Below are 17,715 nucleotides of genomic sequence, written 5' to 3' on the forward strand. Positions count from 1 at the left end.
CGCCCTCGATTCCCTGGACAGGAGCACCACCGATGAACGCCTGGGTGACGTTGCTGACGCAACCCCACTACCTGATCGGGGTCCGGACCCTGCGGGCCTCGCTGGCCGACTCCGGCAGCGACGCTCCCCTGGTGGTCATGGTGACCGAGGGGATCGACGAGCAGGCCCGGCGCCTCCTGCTCGACGACGGATGCATCGTGCGCGACGTCGCGCCGTTGCGACCGGCCGGCGGGTCCGCCGACAGCTACGCCAACGCCCGGTTCGCGGAGGTATGGACCAAGCTGGCCGTCTGGGGCCTCACCGAGTACGAGCGCGTCGTGTTCCTCGACGCCGACATGCTGGTGACCCGGACCATGGACGAGTTGTTCTCGCTGGAACTGGCCGACGGCGCCATCGCCGCCTGCCACGCCTGCCGGTGCAACCCCAACCGGATCGCGAGCTACCCGCCGAGCTGGACACCCCAGACCTGTTTCTACACGCACTGCCGCGGCGGGGACCACGTCACCGAACCGGACGCGACGGACAACTACCTCAACGGCGGCTTCCTCGTGCTCTCACCCGACGAGGCCGTCCTCGCCGACATGGTGGCCCGCCTGGCGGCCGTCGACGACCTGTCACGCTACCCCTTCGCCGAACAGGACTTCCTCAACGAGTACTACCGCGACCGCTGGCAGCCACTGCCCTACATCTACAACGCACTGAAGACCCTGCCGCACCAGCACCCGACGGTCTGGGATCCAGCGGAGGTGAAGAACATCCACTACATCATCGACAAGCCGTGGGAGAAGCCCCTCGACCCCACCGACCGGTACGCCGAGGTGAACCGGCTCTGGTGGGCAACGGCTGATCGGCTGATGGATCGGGCGTCGGGTCCCGCGGCCGGTTGACGGCACGGTCTGCCCGACACGGCGGTACCTCATGGGTCGGCTTGTCGGTCGACCCTTCAGGTCCCGGCCTGCACGACGGAGTGGCATGGTAGACGACCTCTTCAGAATCGTCCCCGGGGCGCCCCCGGGCGGTAACGCCACTCAGGCCGTCGGTGCCGGGAAGATGCGATCCAGTTCGGCGAGGTCCTCATCGGTCGGCGTCCAGTCGGCGGCCTCGGCGTTCTGCCGCACCTGCTGCGGCGTGGTGGCTCCGGCGATCACGGAGCCGACCGCCGGCTGGGCCGCGAGCCACGAGAAGGCGACCTGCACCTCGCTCACGCCGCGCTCGGCCGCGAAGGCCGAATATGCTTCGAGCTGGTCCCAGTCGGCGGTCTCGAGGACATTCTGGCGTGAGTGGGTGAGCCGGCTGCCCTCAGGTACCTCGTTCCGCCGGTACTTGCCGGTCAGCAGACCATTGGCGAGCGGGAAGTAGGGCAGCACCCCGAGTCCGTACGCCTCGACGGCCGGGACCACCTCGCGCTCGAGTCGGCGGTCCAGCAGGTTGTACGGGTTCTGGGCCGAGATGAACGGCGTGTAGCCGCCGCTGCGCGCCGTGAACTCGGCCTCGGCGATCTGCCAGCCGGCGAAGTTGGAGTGCCCCACGTACCGGACCTTGCCACTGGTCACCAGGTCGTCGAGCGCCGCGAGGCTCTCCTCGATCGGCGTGAGGGCATCGGGCGCGTGGTACTGGTAGAGATCGATCCAGTCGGTACCGAGACGGCGGAGGGAGGCCTCCGCCGCGCGGACGATGTACCGCCGTGAGCCTCGCGCGTTCCAGTCGGGGCCGTTCACCCCTCCCATGTCGAGGCCGAACTTGGTGGCGAGGACGACGTCGTCGCGCCGTGGGCCCAGCGCCTTGCCGAGCTGCATCTCGCTGACACCCGGCGCCTTGCCGTACATGTCGGCGACGTCGAAGAGGGTGATGCCGGCATCGATCGCGGCATGCACGACCGCGTCCGTCCCCTCCTGGGATTCCGAGGCGGTGCCCGCTCGGCCCAGGTTGTTGCAGCCGAGCCCGACGGTGGAAACGCTGAGCCCGGAGGTGCCCAGTCTGCGGTAGGTCATCATGTACCTAACCTACCAACACAGTTGCCCCGGGCACATGACCCGGGGCAACTGGCGCGAACGGGGTGGGATCAGGCGAACCAGATCCCGATCTCCCGCTCGGCGGACTCCGCGGAGTCGGATCCGTGGACGAGGTTCTGCTGGACCTTGACGCCCCAGTCGCGGCCGAAGTCGCCGCGGATGGTGCCCGGCGCTGCTATCGTCGGCTCCGTCGTACCCGCGAGCGAGCGGAATCCCTCGATGACCCGCTGGCCCTCGAACACCGCGGCGACCACGGGTCCACTCAGCATGAACTCGACGAGCGGCTCGAAGAAGGGCTTGCCCACGTGCTCGGCGTAGTGCTCCTCGAGCAGCTCACGCGTCGCGTGCACCTGCTTCAGCTCGGCGATGGTGTAGCCCTTCGCCTCGATCCGGGCGAGGACGGTGCCGGTCAGGCCACGTGCCACGCCGTCGGGCTTGACGAGGACAAGGGTGCGCTCGGTACTCATGGGTCTCCTGGGGGTGGGGCGCCACGGGAGGCGGCGCGGATGTCGGGGTATCACCCCCGACTCTACTCAACGGCGGGGCCTTCCTCGGGATGGGCCTTCTCCCACTCGGCCTGCAACCGGTCGCGCTCCACGTTCTCGCGGTCCACGCGCGCGCCCTGCCTCAGCCCGTACAGCCAGGTGATCGCGAACGCGAGTCCGACGACGAACATCGCCGGCTCCAGGAAGCCGCCGGCGATGATGACGAGCTGGAGCACCCAGCCCACCGCGATACCCCACCTCTTCGTGACGACTGCACAGGTGAACACCAGGAGGACGCTGAGGATCACACCCGAGGTCAGGATCACGGCCGGTGAGATCTCGTCACGCCGCAGCCCGAACACGGTGAGGGTGGCGAAGAAGACCACGAACGCCTCGAGCAGGAGCACGGTCGAGGCGAACATGACCTTCGTCGAGCGCCGCTTCTTCGGCATCCCGGGCCGCCACTCGCGCTGGGCCTTCGTCATGCGTCGTGCCATGCCTGCCTACTTCCCTAGCAGCGTGCGGGCTTCGCCGACCACCGTGACGGAGCCGGTCACGAGGATGCCGCCGGACAGGTCGTTGTTCTCCTCGGCCTTCATGACCGCCCACTCGAGGGCGTCGTCGAGGGCCGGGAGGATGGTGATGTTCTCCTCGGCGAAGCCTGCCGAGAGAGCGGCCTGCAGGAGGTCGGCAGCCGGGACCGAGCGGGGCGAGGTGGACTGCGTCAGGCACACGTCCTCGAGGATCCCGCCCAGTTCCTCGTGGAGCTCCGCAAGTATCCCGGCGGCATCCTTGTCCTGCAGCACCCCGATCACGAGGACCAGGCGCGAGAAGTCGAAGGCCTCGCTGATGCCCCTGGCGGCGGCTCGCGCACCGGCCGGATTGTGCGCGGCGTCGACGATGATGCTCGGCGCCGTCCGGACCACTTCGAGGCGCCCCGGGGATGTGACGGCGCGAAGGCCGTTCCGCACGAGGGTGGTGTCCAGCTCCCGCTCCCCTCCCCCGAGGAACGCCTCCACCGCGGCGACGGCGACCGCCGCGTTCTCGGCCTGGTGCTCACCGTGCAGCGGTACGAGCAGTTCTCCGTACCGTCCCGCGAGGCCCGTCAGGGACACCACCTGGCCGCCGACGGCGACCGTCCGAGTCTCCACGCCGAATTCGACGCCCTCGAAACGGAATTCCGCTCCGACCTCGCGGGCCCGTTCGAGGAGCACCTGCGCGGCATCCCGCGGCTGGATCGCGCTGACCAGGAAGGCTCCGGGCTTGATGATGCCGGCCTTCTCCAGCGCGATGTCCTCCACCGTGTCACCGAGCAGTTCGGTGTGGTCGAGGGAGATCGGCGTGATCACGGCGACCTGGCCGTCCCCCACGTTCGTCGCGTCGGTGATCCCGCCGAGCCCCACCTCGATCACGCCGACGTCGATCGGTTCGTCGGCGAAGATCGCGAAGGCGAGGATGGTGACGCACTCGAAGTAGGTCAGTCGCGGCTCACCGGCGACGAGCAGTTCGCCGTCCACGATGTCCAGATAGGGCTTGATCTCGTCCCAGACGCGGACGAACGTGCCGTCGCTCACGGGCTCACCGTCGATGCTGATGCGCTCGGTGACGCGTGACAGGTGAGGGCTCGTGAAGCGTCCGGTACGGAGGTCGTGCGCCAGCAGGATGCTCTCGATCATGCGCGCCGTCGACGTCTTGCCGTTGGTGCCGGTGATGTGGATGATCGGGAAGGTCCTGTTCGGCTCCCCCAGGATCTCCATGGCGCGGTGCAGCGGGGTCATGCGCGGTTCCATCCTGTGCTCCGGTGCGCGGCTCAGGAGCTCGGCGTAGACACTCTCCACGGAGAAGCCGTCCGCCTCCCGGCCGCTGTCCGCCGCGCCCGCCTGGGTATCGCTGGTCTCACTCATGGTCCTGCTCCTGCTTTCCTACGGTGATGCCGAACTCGGTTCCCGCGGCGTCGTCCGCGATGATGCGGAGCTCCGTCGTGAGGGTCTCGGACCGGATCAGCCCGGCGTTCGCCTCGAGCGCCTGGACCTGATGGGGTGCCACGGTGATGGTCGTGGAGATCCGGTCGCTGATCTCGAGACCCGCGTCGCGGCGGGCCTGCTGGACGGCACGGATCGCATCGCGCGCCGTGCCCTCCGCCGCAAGCTCGTCCGTCACCTCGGTGTCGAGGACGAGGAACCCGCCGCCCGGGAGGACCGTCACCGCCTTCGACGTCGCCCCGTTGCCCTCCACGACGGTGTCGAGCGTGTACTCGTGCGGCTCCAGGGCGAGGCCGCCCGCTGTCACGCCGCCGTCGTCGGACACGGACCAGTCACCGGACTTGGACGCCTTGATGACGGTCTGGACATTCTTGCCGAGGCGCGGGCCGGCTGCACGGGCGTTGACGACGAGCCGCTGCGAGATGCCGAACTCCGCGGGCTCGGCGTCCGCCGAATCCACCAGGCGGACGCCCTTGAGGTTCAGCTCGTCGGCGATGATCGAGGAGTACTGCCCGGACAGTGCGCCTGCACCGGGAGCGACGACGGTCAGCTCGCGCAGCGGCAGGCGCACGCGGAGGTTCGCGGCCTTCCGCAGGCTCGAGCCGACGGAACACACCTGCCGTGTCCGGTCCATCCGCTCCACGAGGTCCGGAGCAGCCGGGAACGACGCCGTGTCCGGCCAGTCGGTGAGGTGCACCGACCGTCCGCCGGTCAGTCCACGCCAGATCTCCTCGGTGACGAGCGGCAGCAGGGGCGCTGCGGCACGGCAGACCGCTTCCAGGCACGTGTAGAGGACGTCGAAAGCGTCGGTGTCCTCCTCGAAGAACCGCTGGCGGCTCCGGCGCACGTACCAGTTGGTGAGCGTGTCGAGGTACCGGCGCAGCGATTCGCAGGCGTCGCTGATCGTGAAGGCGTCGAGGGACGCCGTGAGGTCTCGGACCAGATTGCCGGTGTTCGCCAGGATGTAGCGGTCGATCGGCTCGGGGAGCTGCGCGGCGGCCTCGGCCGTCACGGTCTTCGCCTCGTAGCCCTGTCCTCCGTTCGCGGCGTTGGTGTACAGGCTGAAGAAGTGCCACACGTTCCAGAGGGGCAGGATCACCTGGCGGACTCCGTCGCGGATGCCCTGCTCGGTGACCACGAGGTTGCCACCGCGGAGGATCGGCGAGGCCATGAGGAACCAGCGCATGGCGTCGGAGCCGTCGCGGTCGAACACCTCGGAGACGTCCGGGTAGTTGCGGAGGCTCTTGGACATCTTCTGGCCGTCGGAACCGAGGACGATCCCGTGGCTGATCACGTTGCGGAACGCGGGGCGGTCGAACAGCGCCGTGGACAGGATGTGCAGCATGTAGAACCAGCCGCGTGTCTGCCCGATGTACTCGACGATGAAGTCGGCAGGATTGTGCGTGTCGAACCACTGCCCGTTCTCGAACGGGTAGTGAACCTGGCCGTAGGGCATCGAGCCGGAATCGAACCAGACGTCCAGCACGTCCTCGACCCGGCGCATGGTCGAGCGGCCGGTCGGATCGTCCGGGTTCGGCCGGGTCAGGTCGTCGATGAACGGACGATGCAGATCCACCTCGCCCTGCTTGTTCCGCGGCAGCCGGCCGAAGTCGGCCTGCAGCTCGGCGAGGGATCCGTAGACGTCGGTCCTCGGGTACTCGGGATCGTCGGACTGCCACACGGGGATGGGGCTTCCCCAGAAGCGGTTGCGGCTGATGGACCAGTCGCGCGCATTGGAGAGCCAGGTGCCGAACTGGCCGTCCTTGACGTTCCCGGGGATCCAGGTGATGTCCTGGTTGAGCTCCACCATGCGGTCGCGGATCTTGGTGACCTCGACGTACCAGGAGGACACGGCGCGGTAGATCAGCGGGTTGCGGCAGCGCCAGCAGTGCGGGTAGCTGTGCACGTAGCTGGCCTGCCGGACGAGTCGGCCCTCGGACTTCAGCACGCGGGTGATGTGCCGGTTCGCCTCGAAGACCTGCAGCCCCACGATCTCGGCCAGCGGACCGCGCCCGAACATCGGCAGGAACTTCGCGCCCTCGTCGACCGAGAGGATGACCTGGATGCCGGCCTCCTCGCAGATCTTCTGGTCCTCCTCGCCGTAGGCGGGGGCCTGGTGCACGAGGCCCGTTCCGTCCGTCGTCGTGACGTAGTCCGCCACGAGGATGCGGAAGGCGTTGCGGTAGCCGCCCTCCTCCGGGTCGGCGAGGTAGTCCCACAGCGGCTCATAGGTGAGGCCCTCGAGCTCGGTGCCCCGGTACCGCGCTGTGACGGCGTCGCGTGCGGCGGCGGCATCGGCGAAACCGAGGTCCTTGGCGTAGTTCCCCAGCAGGTCCTCGGCGATCAGGTAGCGTCCGGCCCTGCCGTCGCGCACGGCCTCGACGACGGCGTAGGTGATGTCCGGCCCGACGGCGAGCGCCGCGTTGGTGGGCAGGGTCCACGGAGTGGTGGTCCAGGCGAGGGCCTGCACGCCGGCGAGGTCCTTCGACAGCTGCGAATCGCCGACGAGGAGCGGGAACGTGACGGTGACGGTCTGGTCCTGGCGGTCCTGGTACACGTCCTCGTCCATGCGGAGTTCATGGTTGGACAGCGGGGTCTCGTCGTTCCAGCAATAGGGCAGAACGCGGTAGCCGTTGTACGTCAGACCCTTCTCGTGGAGCGTCTTGAACGCCCAGAGGACCGACTCCATGTACTCCGGGTTGAGCGTCTTGTAGTCGTTGTCGAAGTCCACCCAGCGGGCCTGGCGCGTCACGTAGTCACGCCACTCCCCCGCGTACTTCATGACGGAGGCACGTGCGGCATCGTTGAAGTTGTCGATGCCCATGGCGACGATCTGCTGCTTGTCCGTCATCCCGAGCTGCTTCATGGCTTCGAGTTCTGCGGGCAACCCATGGGTGTCCCAGCCGAAGCGGCGCTCGACGCGGTGCCCACGCTGGGTCTGGTAGCGGCCCACGAGATCCTTGGCGTACCCGGTCAGGAGGTGCCCGTAGTGCGGGAGTCCGTTCGCGAAGGGGGGCCCGTCGTAGAACACGAACTCGTTGGCGCCGTCGTCGCCGGCGTCCCGCTGGTCGATGGAGGCCTGGAAGGTCCCGTCCTGCTCCCAGTAGCGGAGGACGCGCTCCTCGAGGTCCGGGAAGCGCGGCGACGGGCCGTGCGGCTGGTTCGCCCCGTTCTCGTCGGGTGACACGGCTTTGGGGTAGATCTGCGGCATGAATCTCATCCTGTGTACGGCGGCGTGGGTGGAGCAGGAGTCCTGCCGTGAGGACGGTTGCCGGGCCCGCCGCCACCGGTTGCCTGACCGGTGCCGGGAGCACCGCACCCGCGGTACCACCTCACTTGCCGCCGTCGCCGCCGTGCCGCTCGCTGCGGTCACGAGGGCTGGGCTGCCGCTCGTTACGGGCTGTCACGGGCCTGCCCGTCCGGTTCTACTGGTCCGCCCTGAGGCGTCCGTTCTTCCGGAAGCTCGCCGGTGATGGCCGGGTCGATGCTTGTGCGCCCAGTCTAGCCCCGGGCGGAAATCGTTGTCGAAAGGTGTTCACGAGGAGAATCAAGAGCCGGGGAGCTGCGGAACGGGCGTTGTGCCGCGCGGGCGGGCTTGGCAGGGTGGGAGGGCACCCGATCGCTACAGGATGGACACCGCCCCATGTCGAGTCCCGCACTCCCCACCGCCTCCGCGCTCGATACGGGAAGGCTTCTGCTCGGGGTGTTCCTGCCCACCGTCGCCAAGGGGCCGATCATCCGACGGCCCTGGGCGGTCCGGCTGGCGGCGCGCCTCGATCTCAACACGAGGGCCGTCGGGATCGTGACGACGATCCATGCGAAGTACCCCACCGGTCCGCTCCTGCTGAAGGTGCCCCTGCGGAAGCAGGCCATCGTGCTGGCGCCGGAGGACGCCAACGCCCTCCTCGCCGCGTCACCCGAGCCGTTCTCGCCGGCGAGCAGCGAGAAGAAGGGCGCGCTGTCCCATTTCCAGCCCCACAACGTCCTGATCTCCCGCGGGCCGGTCCGTACCGTACGCCGTGCCCTGCAGGAACAGGTCCTGGACACGGACCATCCCGTGCACCATCTGGCGGACCGGTTCGTGCCCGTGGTCGAGGAGGAGATGCGGCAGCTGCTGGCGGAGGCGGCACGTGGGGGCTCACTGCCCTGGGGCGATTTCCTCGACGCCTGGTACCGGGTGGTCCGGCGGGTGGTGTTCGGTGACCACGCGCGGGACGACAAGGAGCTGACCGCGCTGATCATCCGGTTGCGGAAGGACGGCAACTGGGCCTTCCTGAGGCCGAAGCGGCGGAGGGTGCGGGCGGCGTTCCTCCAGCGGGTGGCCGACGAACTGGCCGACGCCGAGCCCGGCAGCCTCGCCGCGGTCATGGCAGCCGCCCCGAAGGGCGACGGCGCCGAGCCGGCGGAGCAGGTACCCCAGTGGCTCTTCGCCTTCGACCCGGCCGGGATGGCGACCTTCCGGGCGCTGACCGTGTTCGCGACGCATCCGGAGGCGATGGCTGCCGCCCGCCGTGAGGCGGACGCGGACACCTCCGGACGCCGGTTCCTCCCCTACCTGCGCGCGAGCATCTTGGAGTCGCTGCGGCTGTGGCCGACGACGCCGATGATCCTGCGGCAGAGCACGCGGCCCGTGGAGTGGCCTGACGGGACGATGCCGGCGGACTGCGGCGTCCTGCTCTACGCGCCGTACTTCCACCGCGACGACCGCCACCTGCGGGACGCGCACGGTTTCTCCCCGGAGCGTTGGCTGACCGACGAGGACGACGGCTGGCCGCTCGTCCCCTTCAGCGACGGGCCGGTGGTGTGCCCCGGCAAGCAGCTCGTCCTCCTGCTGACGAGCGCGGCGCTGGCTTCCGTCGTCGGCGATCACGACCTGCGCGTGGAGCGGGGGCAGCACCTCGATCCGTCCCATCCACTGCCCGGGACCCTGGACAACTACTCCGTGGCGCTGAGCGTGTCACCACGCTCCTGAGGCAGGACGCCTAGAGATCCGCGGCGATCTCCCGCAGGGCGGCCAGGTGACTCCGCCAGATCGCCTGGCCCTCCTTCGTGGCCTTGAGCCACGTCCGCGGGCGCTTGCCGATGAACCCCTTGCGCACCTTCACGTAGCCCACCGTCTCCAGCGCAGCCACCTGCTTGCTGAGCACGGAGTCGGAGACCTGGAGGTGGTCACGCAGGGTCGCGAAGTCGAACTCCTCCGTCTGCGCCAGCGCGGCCATGAGTGAGAACCGCACGGGGTGACCGAGCGTCTCCGCGAGGAGGTGCCGAGGATGGGCCGGTGTGTCCTGGGCGCTCATCGTCGTGCCTCGTAGAGGGCGCACCCGGCCGTCAGGAGCGTCAGTGCCGCGGCATGGGCGGCGGCGAAGCCGAGATCGCCCACGAACACGGAGCCGGCGAGGATGATGCCCGCGACCCACAGGACGCTCCACCCTCCGATGTACAGGCCCCAGCGCGCCCCGAACCCGCGCTTGGCCGTCTGCGCGAAGACCAGCGCCATGGTGACGAAGATGGCGAGCCAGACGAGCATCGCACCCATCGGCAGGACGATCGAGGCCCCGGGGATCTGTGCCGCGTAGGCCAGGGCGATGACGCCGAGCGAGGAGATGGCGCCGAGCCCGAGCAGCAGGGTGATCTGCGGCCAGCCGGCGCCGGTCCGGACGCTCCCGCCGATCTGGTCCGCCTGGGCGAGGAGCCTCCGGGCCTGGTCGGCGTCCGGTGCGGTCGGCATGTCGGTCTCGTTCATGGTGTCCCCCTGCTGAGAAGTGATGATGATCCACTCTCGCAACTAGTTTCCAGTTTGGCAAGTACTTTCGCATGGTGGAACGCGTCAGGGGCGCGGATTCACCGTCATCGGCTGGGCGACACCGCGTCACCAGGCCGGCCGGTCGGGAGCAGCACTCGCAACGCTGAAGGATCGACGGTCACCGTCATGGGCAACGGACCCACGAGTTCACCGTCGGCATAGACGTTCAGCTCCCGGTCCGCGCTGATCGAGATGACGCGGCCGCGGCGGGAGCTGACGCCGGGCCGCCCCAGGTGGCGCCCCCGGTAGGAGAGCAGGTAGACGACGACGACGTGCGCGATCGAGGACTTCCCGAGGGAGACCACATCGAGGAGTCCGTCGTCGATCTCGGCGTTCGGACAGATCCGGAGTCCCTTGCCGTACTGGCCGAGCCCGCCGACGGCGGCGAACCACCCTGTGAAGGAGCGCTCCTGGCCGTCGACGCCCACCGTCAACGTCACATCGCGCCATGCTCGGAGGGCCCTGATTCCGCCGTACAGGTAGACGAACGGTCCGAGGGGGAACCGGGCCGCGTTGCCGTACTCGTTGGCAAGTGCGTCGAAGCCCGCGTGGGCCACCCCGAGGAAGGGGCGTCCGTTGACGAGGCCCACATCGATCGACCGGACACTCAGCTCGCGTATCGCCCGCACGGCGCGCACGGGATCGAGGGGAAGTCCGAGCCTCCTGACGGTGTCGTTGCCGCGTCCACCGGCCAGCGGCAGCACCACGGCACCGGAGACCCTCGCGCCCGCCGCCACGGCTCCGAGGAAGCCGTCGCCGCCGAGGGCGGCCACGATCGTTCCCTCCGCAGCACGTCGGGCGCACTGCGTGGCCTCGGCGAGACTTCCGGTCATCACGACGACCGGCGAGAAGCCCTGCTGCCGCAGGGCGTCCGCGACCGATGGTCCGAGGCGCCCGGCACGCCCGCGGCCGGCGGTGGGATTCACGAGGAGGAGCACCGCCGGTGATCCCGGTCGTCGGGTATCAGGCGCCGGGCCGGGACGGCCCGGACCGAGCATCGCGCGGACCCGCCGGAGCAGATCGGTCAGGGACGGCACCGGCAGGTCAGCTCGACCGCAGCACCTTGTGGTTCGCCGCCTGCGCCAGCGGCCGGAGGACGAGCTGATCGATGTTCACGTGGTGCGGGGCATTCAGGGTGAAGGCGACGGCTGCGGCGACGTCGTCGGCCGTCAGCGGGTTCGCCACGCCCGCGTAGACCTTGTCGGCAGCGCCCTGGTCGCCGCCGAGGCGGTTCAGAGAGAACTCCTCGGTGTGCACCATGCCGGGCGACACCTCGATGACGCGGATATTGTTCTCTGCCTCTTCGAGGCGGAGCGCTCGTGCCATGGACTGCTGTGCCGCCTTGACCCCGCAGTAGCCGGCGCCGCCCTCGTAGGCGGCGATCGCAGCGGTGGACGTGAGGAACAGGACACTTCCCTGGCCGCCGTCACGCAGCGCCGGGAGCAGTGCCCGCGTCATGCGCAGGGAGCCGAGCACGTTGACGTCGTACATCCGCTGCCAGTCCGCCGTGGTGGTGTCCAGAACGCGGTCCGCACCGAACGCGCCGCCTGCGTTGTTGATCAGGGCATGGACCGGTCCCGCAGCCGTCACCTCCGCGGCGAACGCCTCGACGGACACCTGATCGGTGACGTCGAGGGCGAGCGGGACGGCTCCCGTCTCGTCCGCGAGCGCCTGAAGACGGTCGATGCGGCGGGCCGCGGCGACGACATCCCACCCGTCACGGCGGAGCGCACGGACCGTGGCGGCACCGATACCGGAACTGGCTCCGGTGACGACGGCGCGCAGTGCGGACGGGGCGGGATCGGCGGGGGCGCCGAGCTGCGGGGAAGAGGTCTCAGTCATGGGCCCACTGTAATCATCCCGTCCCGGCTCCGCCGCCGGATGTGGAGGGTCGCCCACCGCACCGGGACTCCGCCGGTGCTAGTACTGCCGGAGTCGTTCGATGAACTCGTCGGCGCGCTCGAGCGTCAGGGCGAGCTTCTCGCGCCTCTCCTCGGCGGAGGATCGGAAGACGTCCAGGGCCGCGTGCAGCCGTGTCCGCTCATCGGGGTCCTCCTCCACGTCCAGGGCGTCGGTGACCGCGAGCAGTTCCTGCATCTCGTCGAGGGTGAACCCGAGTGGCTTCATGCGCCGGATCAGCACCAGCCGGCTCGCGTCGGTCTCCGTGTAGACGCGGAAGCCACCCTCGGTGCGGCCGGTGGCCGGCAGGATGCCGACATCGTCGTAGTGCCTGATCGTGCGCAGCGAGAGGCCGGTCCGCTCGGCCAGCTCACCGATGTGCATCGTCCTCCCTGCGGGAGAACCGTGTGCGTCCTTCGTTCCGGGCACGGTCACCACCCTTTCACGAAGACTCTACCCTTACGTTAGGGTTGAGTACGTCACCCCTGTACAGCGCGGTACAGATTCCCCTGCCCGTCGCCCCCGTACGCCATGAAACCGCGACACCGCATCAGACCGCGACGGCCACCGGCACTCCAAGGAACCCCTGCCATGCACGCAGCTGCACACACCGCGCCGCCCGGGCTCACGCCCGCCGAACGGCAATCCGTCGTCCGCACCCTGAAGACTCCCCGCCTCCTGAAGACCGAGGTCCTCGCGGGTCTCGTCGTCGCCCTCGCACTGATCCCGGAAGCCATCGCGTTCTCGATCATCGCGGGCGTGGACCCGCGCCTCGGACTGTTCGCCTCCTTCACCATGGCGGTGTCGATCGCCTTCCTCGGTGGCCGCCCGGCCATGATCTCGGCCGCGACCGGCGCCGTCGCCCTCGTCATCGCCCCCCTGGTGGCCAGCCACGGCGTGGACTACTTCATCGCCGCCGTCATCCTCGGCGGCGCCTTCCAGGTCCTCCTCGGTCTCGCCGGTGTCGCGAAGCTCATGCGCTTCATCCCCCGCTCGGTCATGGTCGGGTTCGTGAACGCCCTGGCCATCCTGATCCTCATGTCCCAGGTGCCCGAACTCCTCGGTGTCCCCTTCCTCGTCTACCCCATGGTCGCGGTCGGCCTGCTGATCGTCTTCGGTCTCCCCCGACTGACCTCCGTCGTCCCGGCGCCGCTCGTGGCGATCGTCGTCCTGACCGTCTTCGCGGTCCTCGCCGATGCCCTGGTCCCCACGGTCGGGGACAAGGGCGAACTTCCCGAGAGCCTTCCGTCCCTGTTCTTCCCGAACGTCCCGCTGAACCTCGAGACGCTGCAGATCATCGCCCCGTTCGCCCTCGCGCTGGCAGCCGTCGGACTCCTCGAATCCCTGATGACGGCGAAACTCGTCGACGACATCACCGACACCCGGTCGAACAAGACCCGCGAATCCTGGGGGCAGGGCGCGGCGAACATCATCACCGGGTTCTTCGGCGGCATGGGCGGCTGCGCGATGATCGGCCAGACCATGATCAACGTGAAGGCCTCCGGCGCCCGGACCCGCATCTCCACGTTCCTCGCCGGCATCTTCCTGCTGATCCTCGTCGTCGCGCTCGGCGACATCGTCGCCCTCATCCCCATGGCGGCCCTCGTCGCGGTGATGATCTTCGTCTCCATCACCACCTTCGACTGGCACAGCATCCGGCCGACCACCCTCAAGCGCATGCCCAAGAGCGAGACCACCGTCATGCTCGCCACCGTCATCATCACCGTGTGGACGCACAACCTCGCCATCGGCGTCGGCGTCGGCGTCCTCGTCGCGATGGTGGCGTTCGCCCGGAGGGTCGCCCACTTCGTCACCGTCGAGCGCACCGAAGACACCGGGAACGGGCAGCGCCACGCCACCTACACCGTGAACGGCGAACTGTTCTTCGCGTCCTCCAACGACCTCTACACCCAGTTCGAATACGCCACCGACCCGCACCGGGTCACCATCGACCTGCACGGCTCCCACCTCTGGGACGCCTCCACCATCGGCGCCCTCGACGCCATCCAGGAGAAGTACCGCGGCCACGGCACCGAGGTGAAGATCGTCGGACTCAACGACGCCTCCGCCATGATGCGCGAACGCCTCGGCGGGAAGCTCGGCGCCGGACACTGATCAACCCGGCACGTGACCCGCGACGGGTAGGGAACAATGGAGGGATGGCCGATACCACCCAGGGCACAGACACGCCCTCTCCCCAGCCCGTTTCCGTTCCCGACAAGCCCGCGCTGGAGGGCCTCGAGGAGATGCTGTCCCGCCAGTGGCGCGAGGACGGCACCTACACCTTCGACCGCGACACGACCCGCGAGAGTGTCTACTCGATCGACACCCCTCCGCCCACCGCCTCGGGTTCGCTCCATGTGGGCCACATGTTCTCCTACACGCAGACCGACGTCATGGCGCGGTTCAAGCGGATGAACGGCGCCAACGTGTTCTACCCGATGGGCTGGGACGACAACGGGCTGCCGACGGAACGCCGCGTGCAGAACTACTACGGTGTACGGTGCGACCCGTCGGTGGCCTACGACGCCGGCTACCGCCCACCCGCGGAGCCCGCGAAGAACCAGCGCGACTTCGACGCGGTCTCCCGCCGCACCTTCATCGAGCTGTGCGAGGAACTGGCCGTCGAGGACGAGAAGGTCTTCGAGAACCTCTTCAGCACGCTCGGGCTCTCGGTCGACTGGGACCTCACCTACCGGACCATCGACGACACCTCGCGGTCCGTGTCCCAGCGGGCCTTCCTCGACAACCTCGCAGCCGGCGACGCCTACCTCGCAGAAGCGCCGACGCTCTGGGACGTGACCTTCCGGACCGCCGTCGCGCAGGCCGAACTCGAGGACCGCGAGCAGCCCGGCGCCTACCACCGCATCGCGTTCCACGCGCCCGACGGCAGGCAGGTGCACATCGAGACCACGCGTCCCGAGCTCCTGCCGGCCTGTGTGGCCCTGGTGGCGCATCCCGACGACGAGCGCTACAAGCCCCTCTTCGGCACCACGGTGACCTCTCCCCTGTTCGACGTCGAGGTGGAGATCAAGGCGCACCCGCTCGCGAAGCCGGACAAGGGCAGCGGTATCGCCATGATCTGTACGTTCGGCGACCTCACCGATGTCACCTGGTGGCGCGAGCTGCAGCTCCCCACGCGCGCCGTCGTCGGCCGTGATGGCCGCATCCGGACCGAGACGCCGGAGTGGATCGCCACCGGGCGTGCGCGCGAGAACTACGCGCAGGTGGCCGGCAAGACCATCTTCAGCGCGAAGGAAGCCGTGGTCGGCATGCTCCGCGAGAGCGGGGACCTCGACGGCGAACCCACGAAGATCACCCACCCCGTGAACTTCTACGAGAAGGGCGACAAGCCGCTCGAGGTCGTCACGAGCCGCCAGTGGTACATCCGCAACGGCGGCCGCGACGCCGGCAAGCGCGAGGCGCTCATCCAGCGCGGGCGGGAGATCGAATTCCATCCCTCGTTCATGCGCTCGCGCTACGAGAACTGGATCGAGGGCCTGAACGGCGACTGGCTCGTCTCCCGCCAGCGGTTCTTCGGCGTGCCCGTACCCGTCTGGTACCGCCTCGATGCCGACGGCGAGCCCGAGTACGACGCCCCGATCGTGCCGTCCATGGACATGCTGCCCGTGGACCCGGCGGCCGAGCCCGCGCCCGGCTTCGACGAGTCGGCGCGGAACCAGCCGAACGGCTTCACCGGTGACCTCGACGTGCTCGACACCTGGGCCACCTCGTCGCTCACGCCGCAGATCGTCGGCGGGTGGGCGCGCGACGAGGACCTGTTCGCCAAGGTCTTCCCGTTCGACCTCCGCCCGCAGGGACACGACATCATCCGTACCTGGCTGTTCTCGACCGCCGTCCGTGCGGACGCCCTCCAGGACTCGGTGCCCTGGAAGCACGCCGCGCTCTCCGGCTGGATCCTCGACCCGGACCGCAAGAAGATGTCCAAGTCCAAGGGCAACGTGGTGGTACCGACCGACGTCCTCGAGCAGTTCGGGGCGGACGCCGTCCGTTACTGGGCTGCGTCCGCGAAGCTCGGTGCCGACACCGCGTACGAGGTCAACCAGATGAAGATCGGCCGCCGGCTGGCGATCAAGCTCCTCAACGCCTCGAAGTTCGTGCTGAACCTCGGCGTCACGGAGGCTTCGATCGGCGCTGGGTCCCTGGACCGCGTGTCCACCGCACTCGACCAGTCGCTGCTGGCGCAGCTGCGGACGGTCACGGAGCAGGCCACCGCCGCCTTCGGGAAGTACGACTACGCCCGCGCGCTGCAGCTCACGGAGTCGTTCTTCTGGACGTTCACCGACGACTACGTCGAACTGGTCAAGGATCGCGCCTACGGCGACGCCGACGACGCCGGGACACAGTCCGTGCAGACCACCCTCGCGACGACCCTGGACGCTCTCCTCCGGCTCTTCGCGCCGTTCCTGCCCTTCGCGACGGAGGAGGTCTGGAGCTGGTGGCGCCAGGGTTCGGTGCACCGCGCGGCCTGGCCGTCCGCGGACGCCCTCGACGGTCTCCCGGCGTCGGCCGACCCTGCCGTCCTGACCTCCGTGGCCCTGGCCCTCGGAGGTATCCGGAAGGCGAAGTCCGAGGCGAAGGTGAAGCAGCGGACCGAGGTGGAGACCGCGGTGGTCACGGCTTCCGCCGCCCAGGTGGAGCAGGTCCGCGCAGGGCTGGCCGATCTGCTGGCCGCCGGCAACGCGAAGGACCTCCGGCTCGCCGACGGCGAGGGGGCACTGACCGTGTCCGACGTCGAGCTGGTGCCGCAGCCGGCCGAATAGGCGCCCCGGAACGGGAGAAGAGACCCGCTGTCGAGCGGGTCCCTTCTCCCGGGCGGGACGGATCAGTCGAACGAGGGGCTGGACGTGCGTGAGCGCTTGAGCTCGTAGAACTCCGGGAACTCGGCCATCAGCAGCGCGCCGTCGAAGATCCGGCCGGCGGCCTCGCCCCGGGGGATCTTCGTCAGGACGGGCCCGAAGAAGGCGGTCCCGTTGAAGGCGACCACCGGCGTGCCCACCTCGTCGCCCACGCGGTCGATGCCGTCCTGGTGCGAGGCGCGCAGCTGGGTGTCGTACTCGTCCGTGTGGGCGTACGCCGCGAGCTCCGCGGGCAGACCGACCTCGTCCAGCGATTCCCGGATCACGACGTCGAAGTCCTTGAGCTGGCCGATGTGGATGCGCGTGCCCATGGCGTCGTACAGCCTCTTGATGTACTCGTCGCCGTGGAGTTCCCGCGCCGCGATGATGACGCGCACCGGCCCCCACGCCTTCTGCATCATGGCCTGGTACTCCTCGGGGAGGTCACGACCCTCGTTGAGCACGGACAGGCTCATCACGTGCCAGTCGACCGTGATGTTCCTGACCTGCTCCACCTCTCCGATCCACCGGGAGGTGATCCACGCGAACGGGCACAGGGGGTCGAACCAGAAATCGGCCTTCTCTACGGTTGCTGACTCGCTCATGCGCTTCTCCTTCGGTCGGGATCAAGGCCGTTGCCTTTTCTCGTGCAACCCGCCTCCCCCACTCCATATT

The 17,715-nt window shown here is 68.9% G+C and carries 15 protein-coding genes; 4 read left to right on the forward strand and 11 right to left on the reverse strand.

The window, feature by feature from the left end:
- The first annotated feature begins 32 nt into the window (after positions 1 to 32).
- Positions 33 to 887, forward strand: coding sequence for a glycosyltransferase family 8 protein (locus NVV32_RS08750; protein WP_422389870.1), 855 nt, complete (start codon positions 33 to 35; stop codon positions 885 to 887).
- Between the two features lie 141 nt (positions 888 to 1,028).
- Here the strand turns inward: NVV32_RS08750 and NVV32_RS08755 are convergent, their stop codons facing one another.
- The 5 genes from NVV32_RS08755 to ileS all read right to left on the reverse strand — a co-directional run bounded on the left by NVV32_RS08755 (position 1,029) and on the right by ileS (position 7,690).
- A complete protein-coding gene (locus tag NVV32_RS08755) occupies positions 1,029 to 1,994 on the reverse strand; it encodes an aldo/keto reductase (RefSeq protein ID WP_422389871.1) in 966 nt (321 codons plus the stop codon).
- A gap of 68 nt (positions 1,995 to 2,062) precedes the next feature.
- Positions 2,063 to 2,479 carry a nucleoside-diphosphate kinase gene (gene ndk, locus NVV32_RS08760; protein ID WP_422389872.1) on the reverse strand — a complete coding sequence of 139 codons (417 nt, stop codon included), beginning with the start codon at positions 2,477 to 2,479 and terminating at the stop codon, positions 2,063 to 2,065.
- A 62-nt stretch (positions 2,480 to 2,541) separates the two neighbouring features.
- Positions 2,542 to 2,994 (reverse strand): DUF4233 domain-containing protein, encoded by a 453-nt coding sequence (locus tag NVV32_RS08765; RefSeq protein WP_422389873.1) that lies wholly within the window; start codon positions 2,992 to 2,994, stop codon positions 2,542 to 2,544.
- Between the two features lie 6 nt (positions 2,995 to 3,000).
- Positions 3,001 to 4,401, reverse strand: a complete 1,401-nt coding sequence (locus NVV32_RS08770; RefSeq protein WP_422389874.1) for a bifunctional folylpolyglutamate synthase/dihydrofolate synthase — start codon at positions 4,399 to 4,401, stop codon at positions 3,001 to 3,003.
- Positions 4,394 to 7,690, reverse strand: coding sequence for an isoleucine--tRNA ligase (ileS, locus tag NVV32_RS08775; RefSeq protein ID WP_422389875.1), 3,297 nt, complete (start codon positions 7,688 to 7,690; stop codon positions 4,394 to 4,396). The genes NVV32_RS08770 and ileS overlap by 8 nt, the downstream gene beginning before the upstream one ends.
- A 432-nt stretch (positions 7,691 to 8,122) precedes the next feature.
- Between ileS and NVV32_RS08780 the strand changes: the two genes are divergently transcribed.
- On the forward strand, positions 8,123 to 9,451 hold the full coding sequence (locus tag NVV32_RS08780) for a cytochrome P450 (protein WP_422389876.1): 1,329 nt from the start codon (positions 8,123 to 8,125) through the stop codon (positions 9,449 to 9,451).
- 10 nt (positions 9,452 to 9,461) lie between these two features.
- Here NVV32_RS08780 and NVV32_RS08785 read toward each other — a convergent pair whose 3' ends face one another.
- The 5 genes from NVV32_RS08785 to NVV32_RS08805 form a co-directional block, all read right to left on the reverse strand.
- Entirely contained in the window at positions 9,462 to 9,776 is a 315-nt protein-coding gene (locus tag NVV32_RS08785; RefSeq protein WP_422389877.1) for a winged helix-turn-helix domain-containing protein, read from the reverse strand.
- Positions 9,773 to 10,222 carry a hypothetical protein gene (locus NVV32_RS08790; RefSeq protein ID WP_422389878.1) on the reverse strand — a complete coding sequence of 150 codons (450 nt, stop codon included), beginning with the start codon at positions 10,220 to 10,222 and terminating at the stop codon, positions 9,773 to 9,775. The genes NVV32_RS08785 and NVV32_RS08790 overlap by 4 nt, the downstream gene beginning before the upstream one ends.
- 104 nt (positions 10,223 to 10,326) lie before the next feature.
- On the reverse strand, positions 10,327 to 11,220 hold the full coding sequence (locus NVV32_RS08795; protein WP_422389879.1) for a diacylglycerol/lipid kinase family protein: 894 nt from the start codon (positions 11,218 to 11,220) through the stop codon (positions 10,327 to 10,329).
- Between the two features lie 106 nt (positions 11,221 to 11,326).
- Positions 11,327 to 12,124 (reverse strand): SDR family oxidoreductase, encoded by a 798-nt coding sequence (locus NVV32_RS08800; protein ID WP_422389880.1) that lies wholly within the window; start codon positions 12,122 to 12,124, stop codon positions 11,327 to 11,329.
- 78 nt (positions 12,125 to 12,202) lie between these two features.
- Entirely contained in the window at positions 12,203 to 12,565 is a 363-nt protein-coding gene (locus NVV32_RS08805; RefSeq protein WP_422389881.1) for a MerR family transcriptional regulator, read from the reverse strand.
- A 207-nt stretch (positions 12,566 to 12,772) separates the two neighbouring features.
- Here NVV32_RS08805 and NVV32_RS08810 point away from each other — a divergent pair, with 207 nt between their 5' ends.
- Positions 12,773 to 14,296 (forward strand): SulP family inorganic anion transporter, encoded by a 1,524-nt coding sequence (locus tag NVV32_RS08810; RefSeq protein WP_422389882.1) that lies wholly within the window; start codon positions 12,773 to 12,775, stop codon positions 14,294 to 14,296.
- Positions 14,297 to 14,340: 44 nt separating this feature from the next.
- Positions 14,341 to 16,965, forward strand: coding sequence for a valine--tRNA ligase (valS, locus tag NVV32_RS08815; protein ID WP_422389883.1), 2,625 nt, complete (start codon positions 14,341 to 14,343; stop codon positions 16,963 to 16,965).
- Between the two features lie 62 nt (positions 16,966 to 17,027).
- On the opposite strand, the gene NVV32_RS08820 is transcribed toward valS, so the two are convergent.
- Positions 17,028 to 17,645: a DsbA family protein gene (locus tag NVV32_RS08820; protein ID WP_422389884.1), complete on the reverse strand. Its 618-nt coding sequence runs from the start codon at positions 17,643 to 17,645 to the stop codon at positions 17,028 to 17,030.
- Positions 17,646 to 17,715: the final 70 nt, after the last annotated feature.

The organism is Arthrobacter sp. N1, from assembly GCF_048288285.1.
GTDB lineage: Bacteria > Actinomycetota > Actinomycetes > Actinomycetales > Micrococcaceae > Arthrobacter_D.

Excerpts from the sequence above, each read along its gene's own strand:
- valS (WP_422389883.1), top strand. The coding sequence starts at position 14,341 with ATGGCCGATACCACCCAGGGCACAGACACGCCCTCTCCCCAGCCCGTT.
- ileS (WP_422389875.1), bottom strand. The coding sequence starts at position 7,690 with ATGCCGCAGATCTACCCCAAAGCCGTGTCACCCGACGAGAACGGGGCG.
- NVV32_RS08800 (WP_422389880.1), bottom strand. The coding sequence starts at position 12,124 with ATGACTGAGACCTCTTCCCCGCAGCTCGGCGCCCCCGCCGATCCCGCC.
- NVV32_RS08790 (WP_422389878.1), bottom strand. The coding sequence starts at position 10,222 with ATGAACGAGACCGACATGCCGACCGCACCGGACGCCGACCAGGCCCGG.
- ndk (WP_422389872.1), bottom strand. The coding sequence starts at position 2,479 with ATGAGTACCGAGCGCACCCTTGTCCTCGTCAAGCCCGACGGCGTGGCA.
- NVV32_RS08805 (WP_422389881.1), bottom strand. The coding sequence starts at position 12,565 with ATGCACATCGGTGAGCTGGCCGAGCGGACCGGCCTCTCGCTGCGCACG.
- NVV32_RS08785 (WP_422389877.1), bottom strand. The coding sequence starts at position 9,776 with ATGAGCGCCCAGGACACACCGGCCCATCCTCGGCACCTCCTCGCGGAG.
- NVV32_RS08755 (WP_422389871.1), bottom strand. The coding sequence starts at position 1,994 with ATGATGACCTACCGCAGACTGGGCACCTCCGGGCTCAGCGTTTCCACC.
- NVV32_RS08810 (WP_422389882.1), top strand. The coding sequence starts at position 12,773 with ATGCACGCAGCTGCACACACCGCGCCGCCCGGGCTCACGCCCGCCGAA.
- NVV32_RS08820 (WP_422389884.1), bottom strand. The coding sequence starts at position 17,645 with ATGAGCGAGTCAGCAACCGTAGAGAAGGCCGATTTCTGGTTCGACCCC.
- NVV32_RS08780 (WP_422389876.1), top strand. The coding sequence starts at position 8,123 with ATGTCGAGTCCCGCACTCCCCACCGCCTCCGCGCTCGATACGGGAAGG.
- NVV32_RS08765 (WP_422389873.1), bottom strand. The coding sequence starts at position 2,994 with ATGGCACGACGCATGACGAAGGCCCAGCGCGAGTGGCGGCCCGGGATG.
- NVV32_RS08770 (WP_422389874.1), bottom strand. The coding sequence starts at position 4,401 with ATGAGTGAGACCAGCGATACCCAGGCGGGCGCGGCGGACAGCGGCCGG.
- NVV32_RS08750 (WP_422389870.1), top strand. The coding sequence starts at position 33 with ATGAACGCCTGGGTGACGTTGCTGACGCAACCCCACTACCTGATCGGG.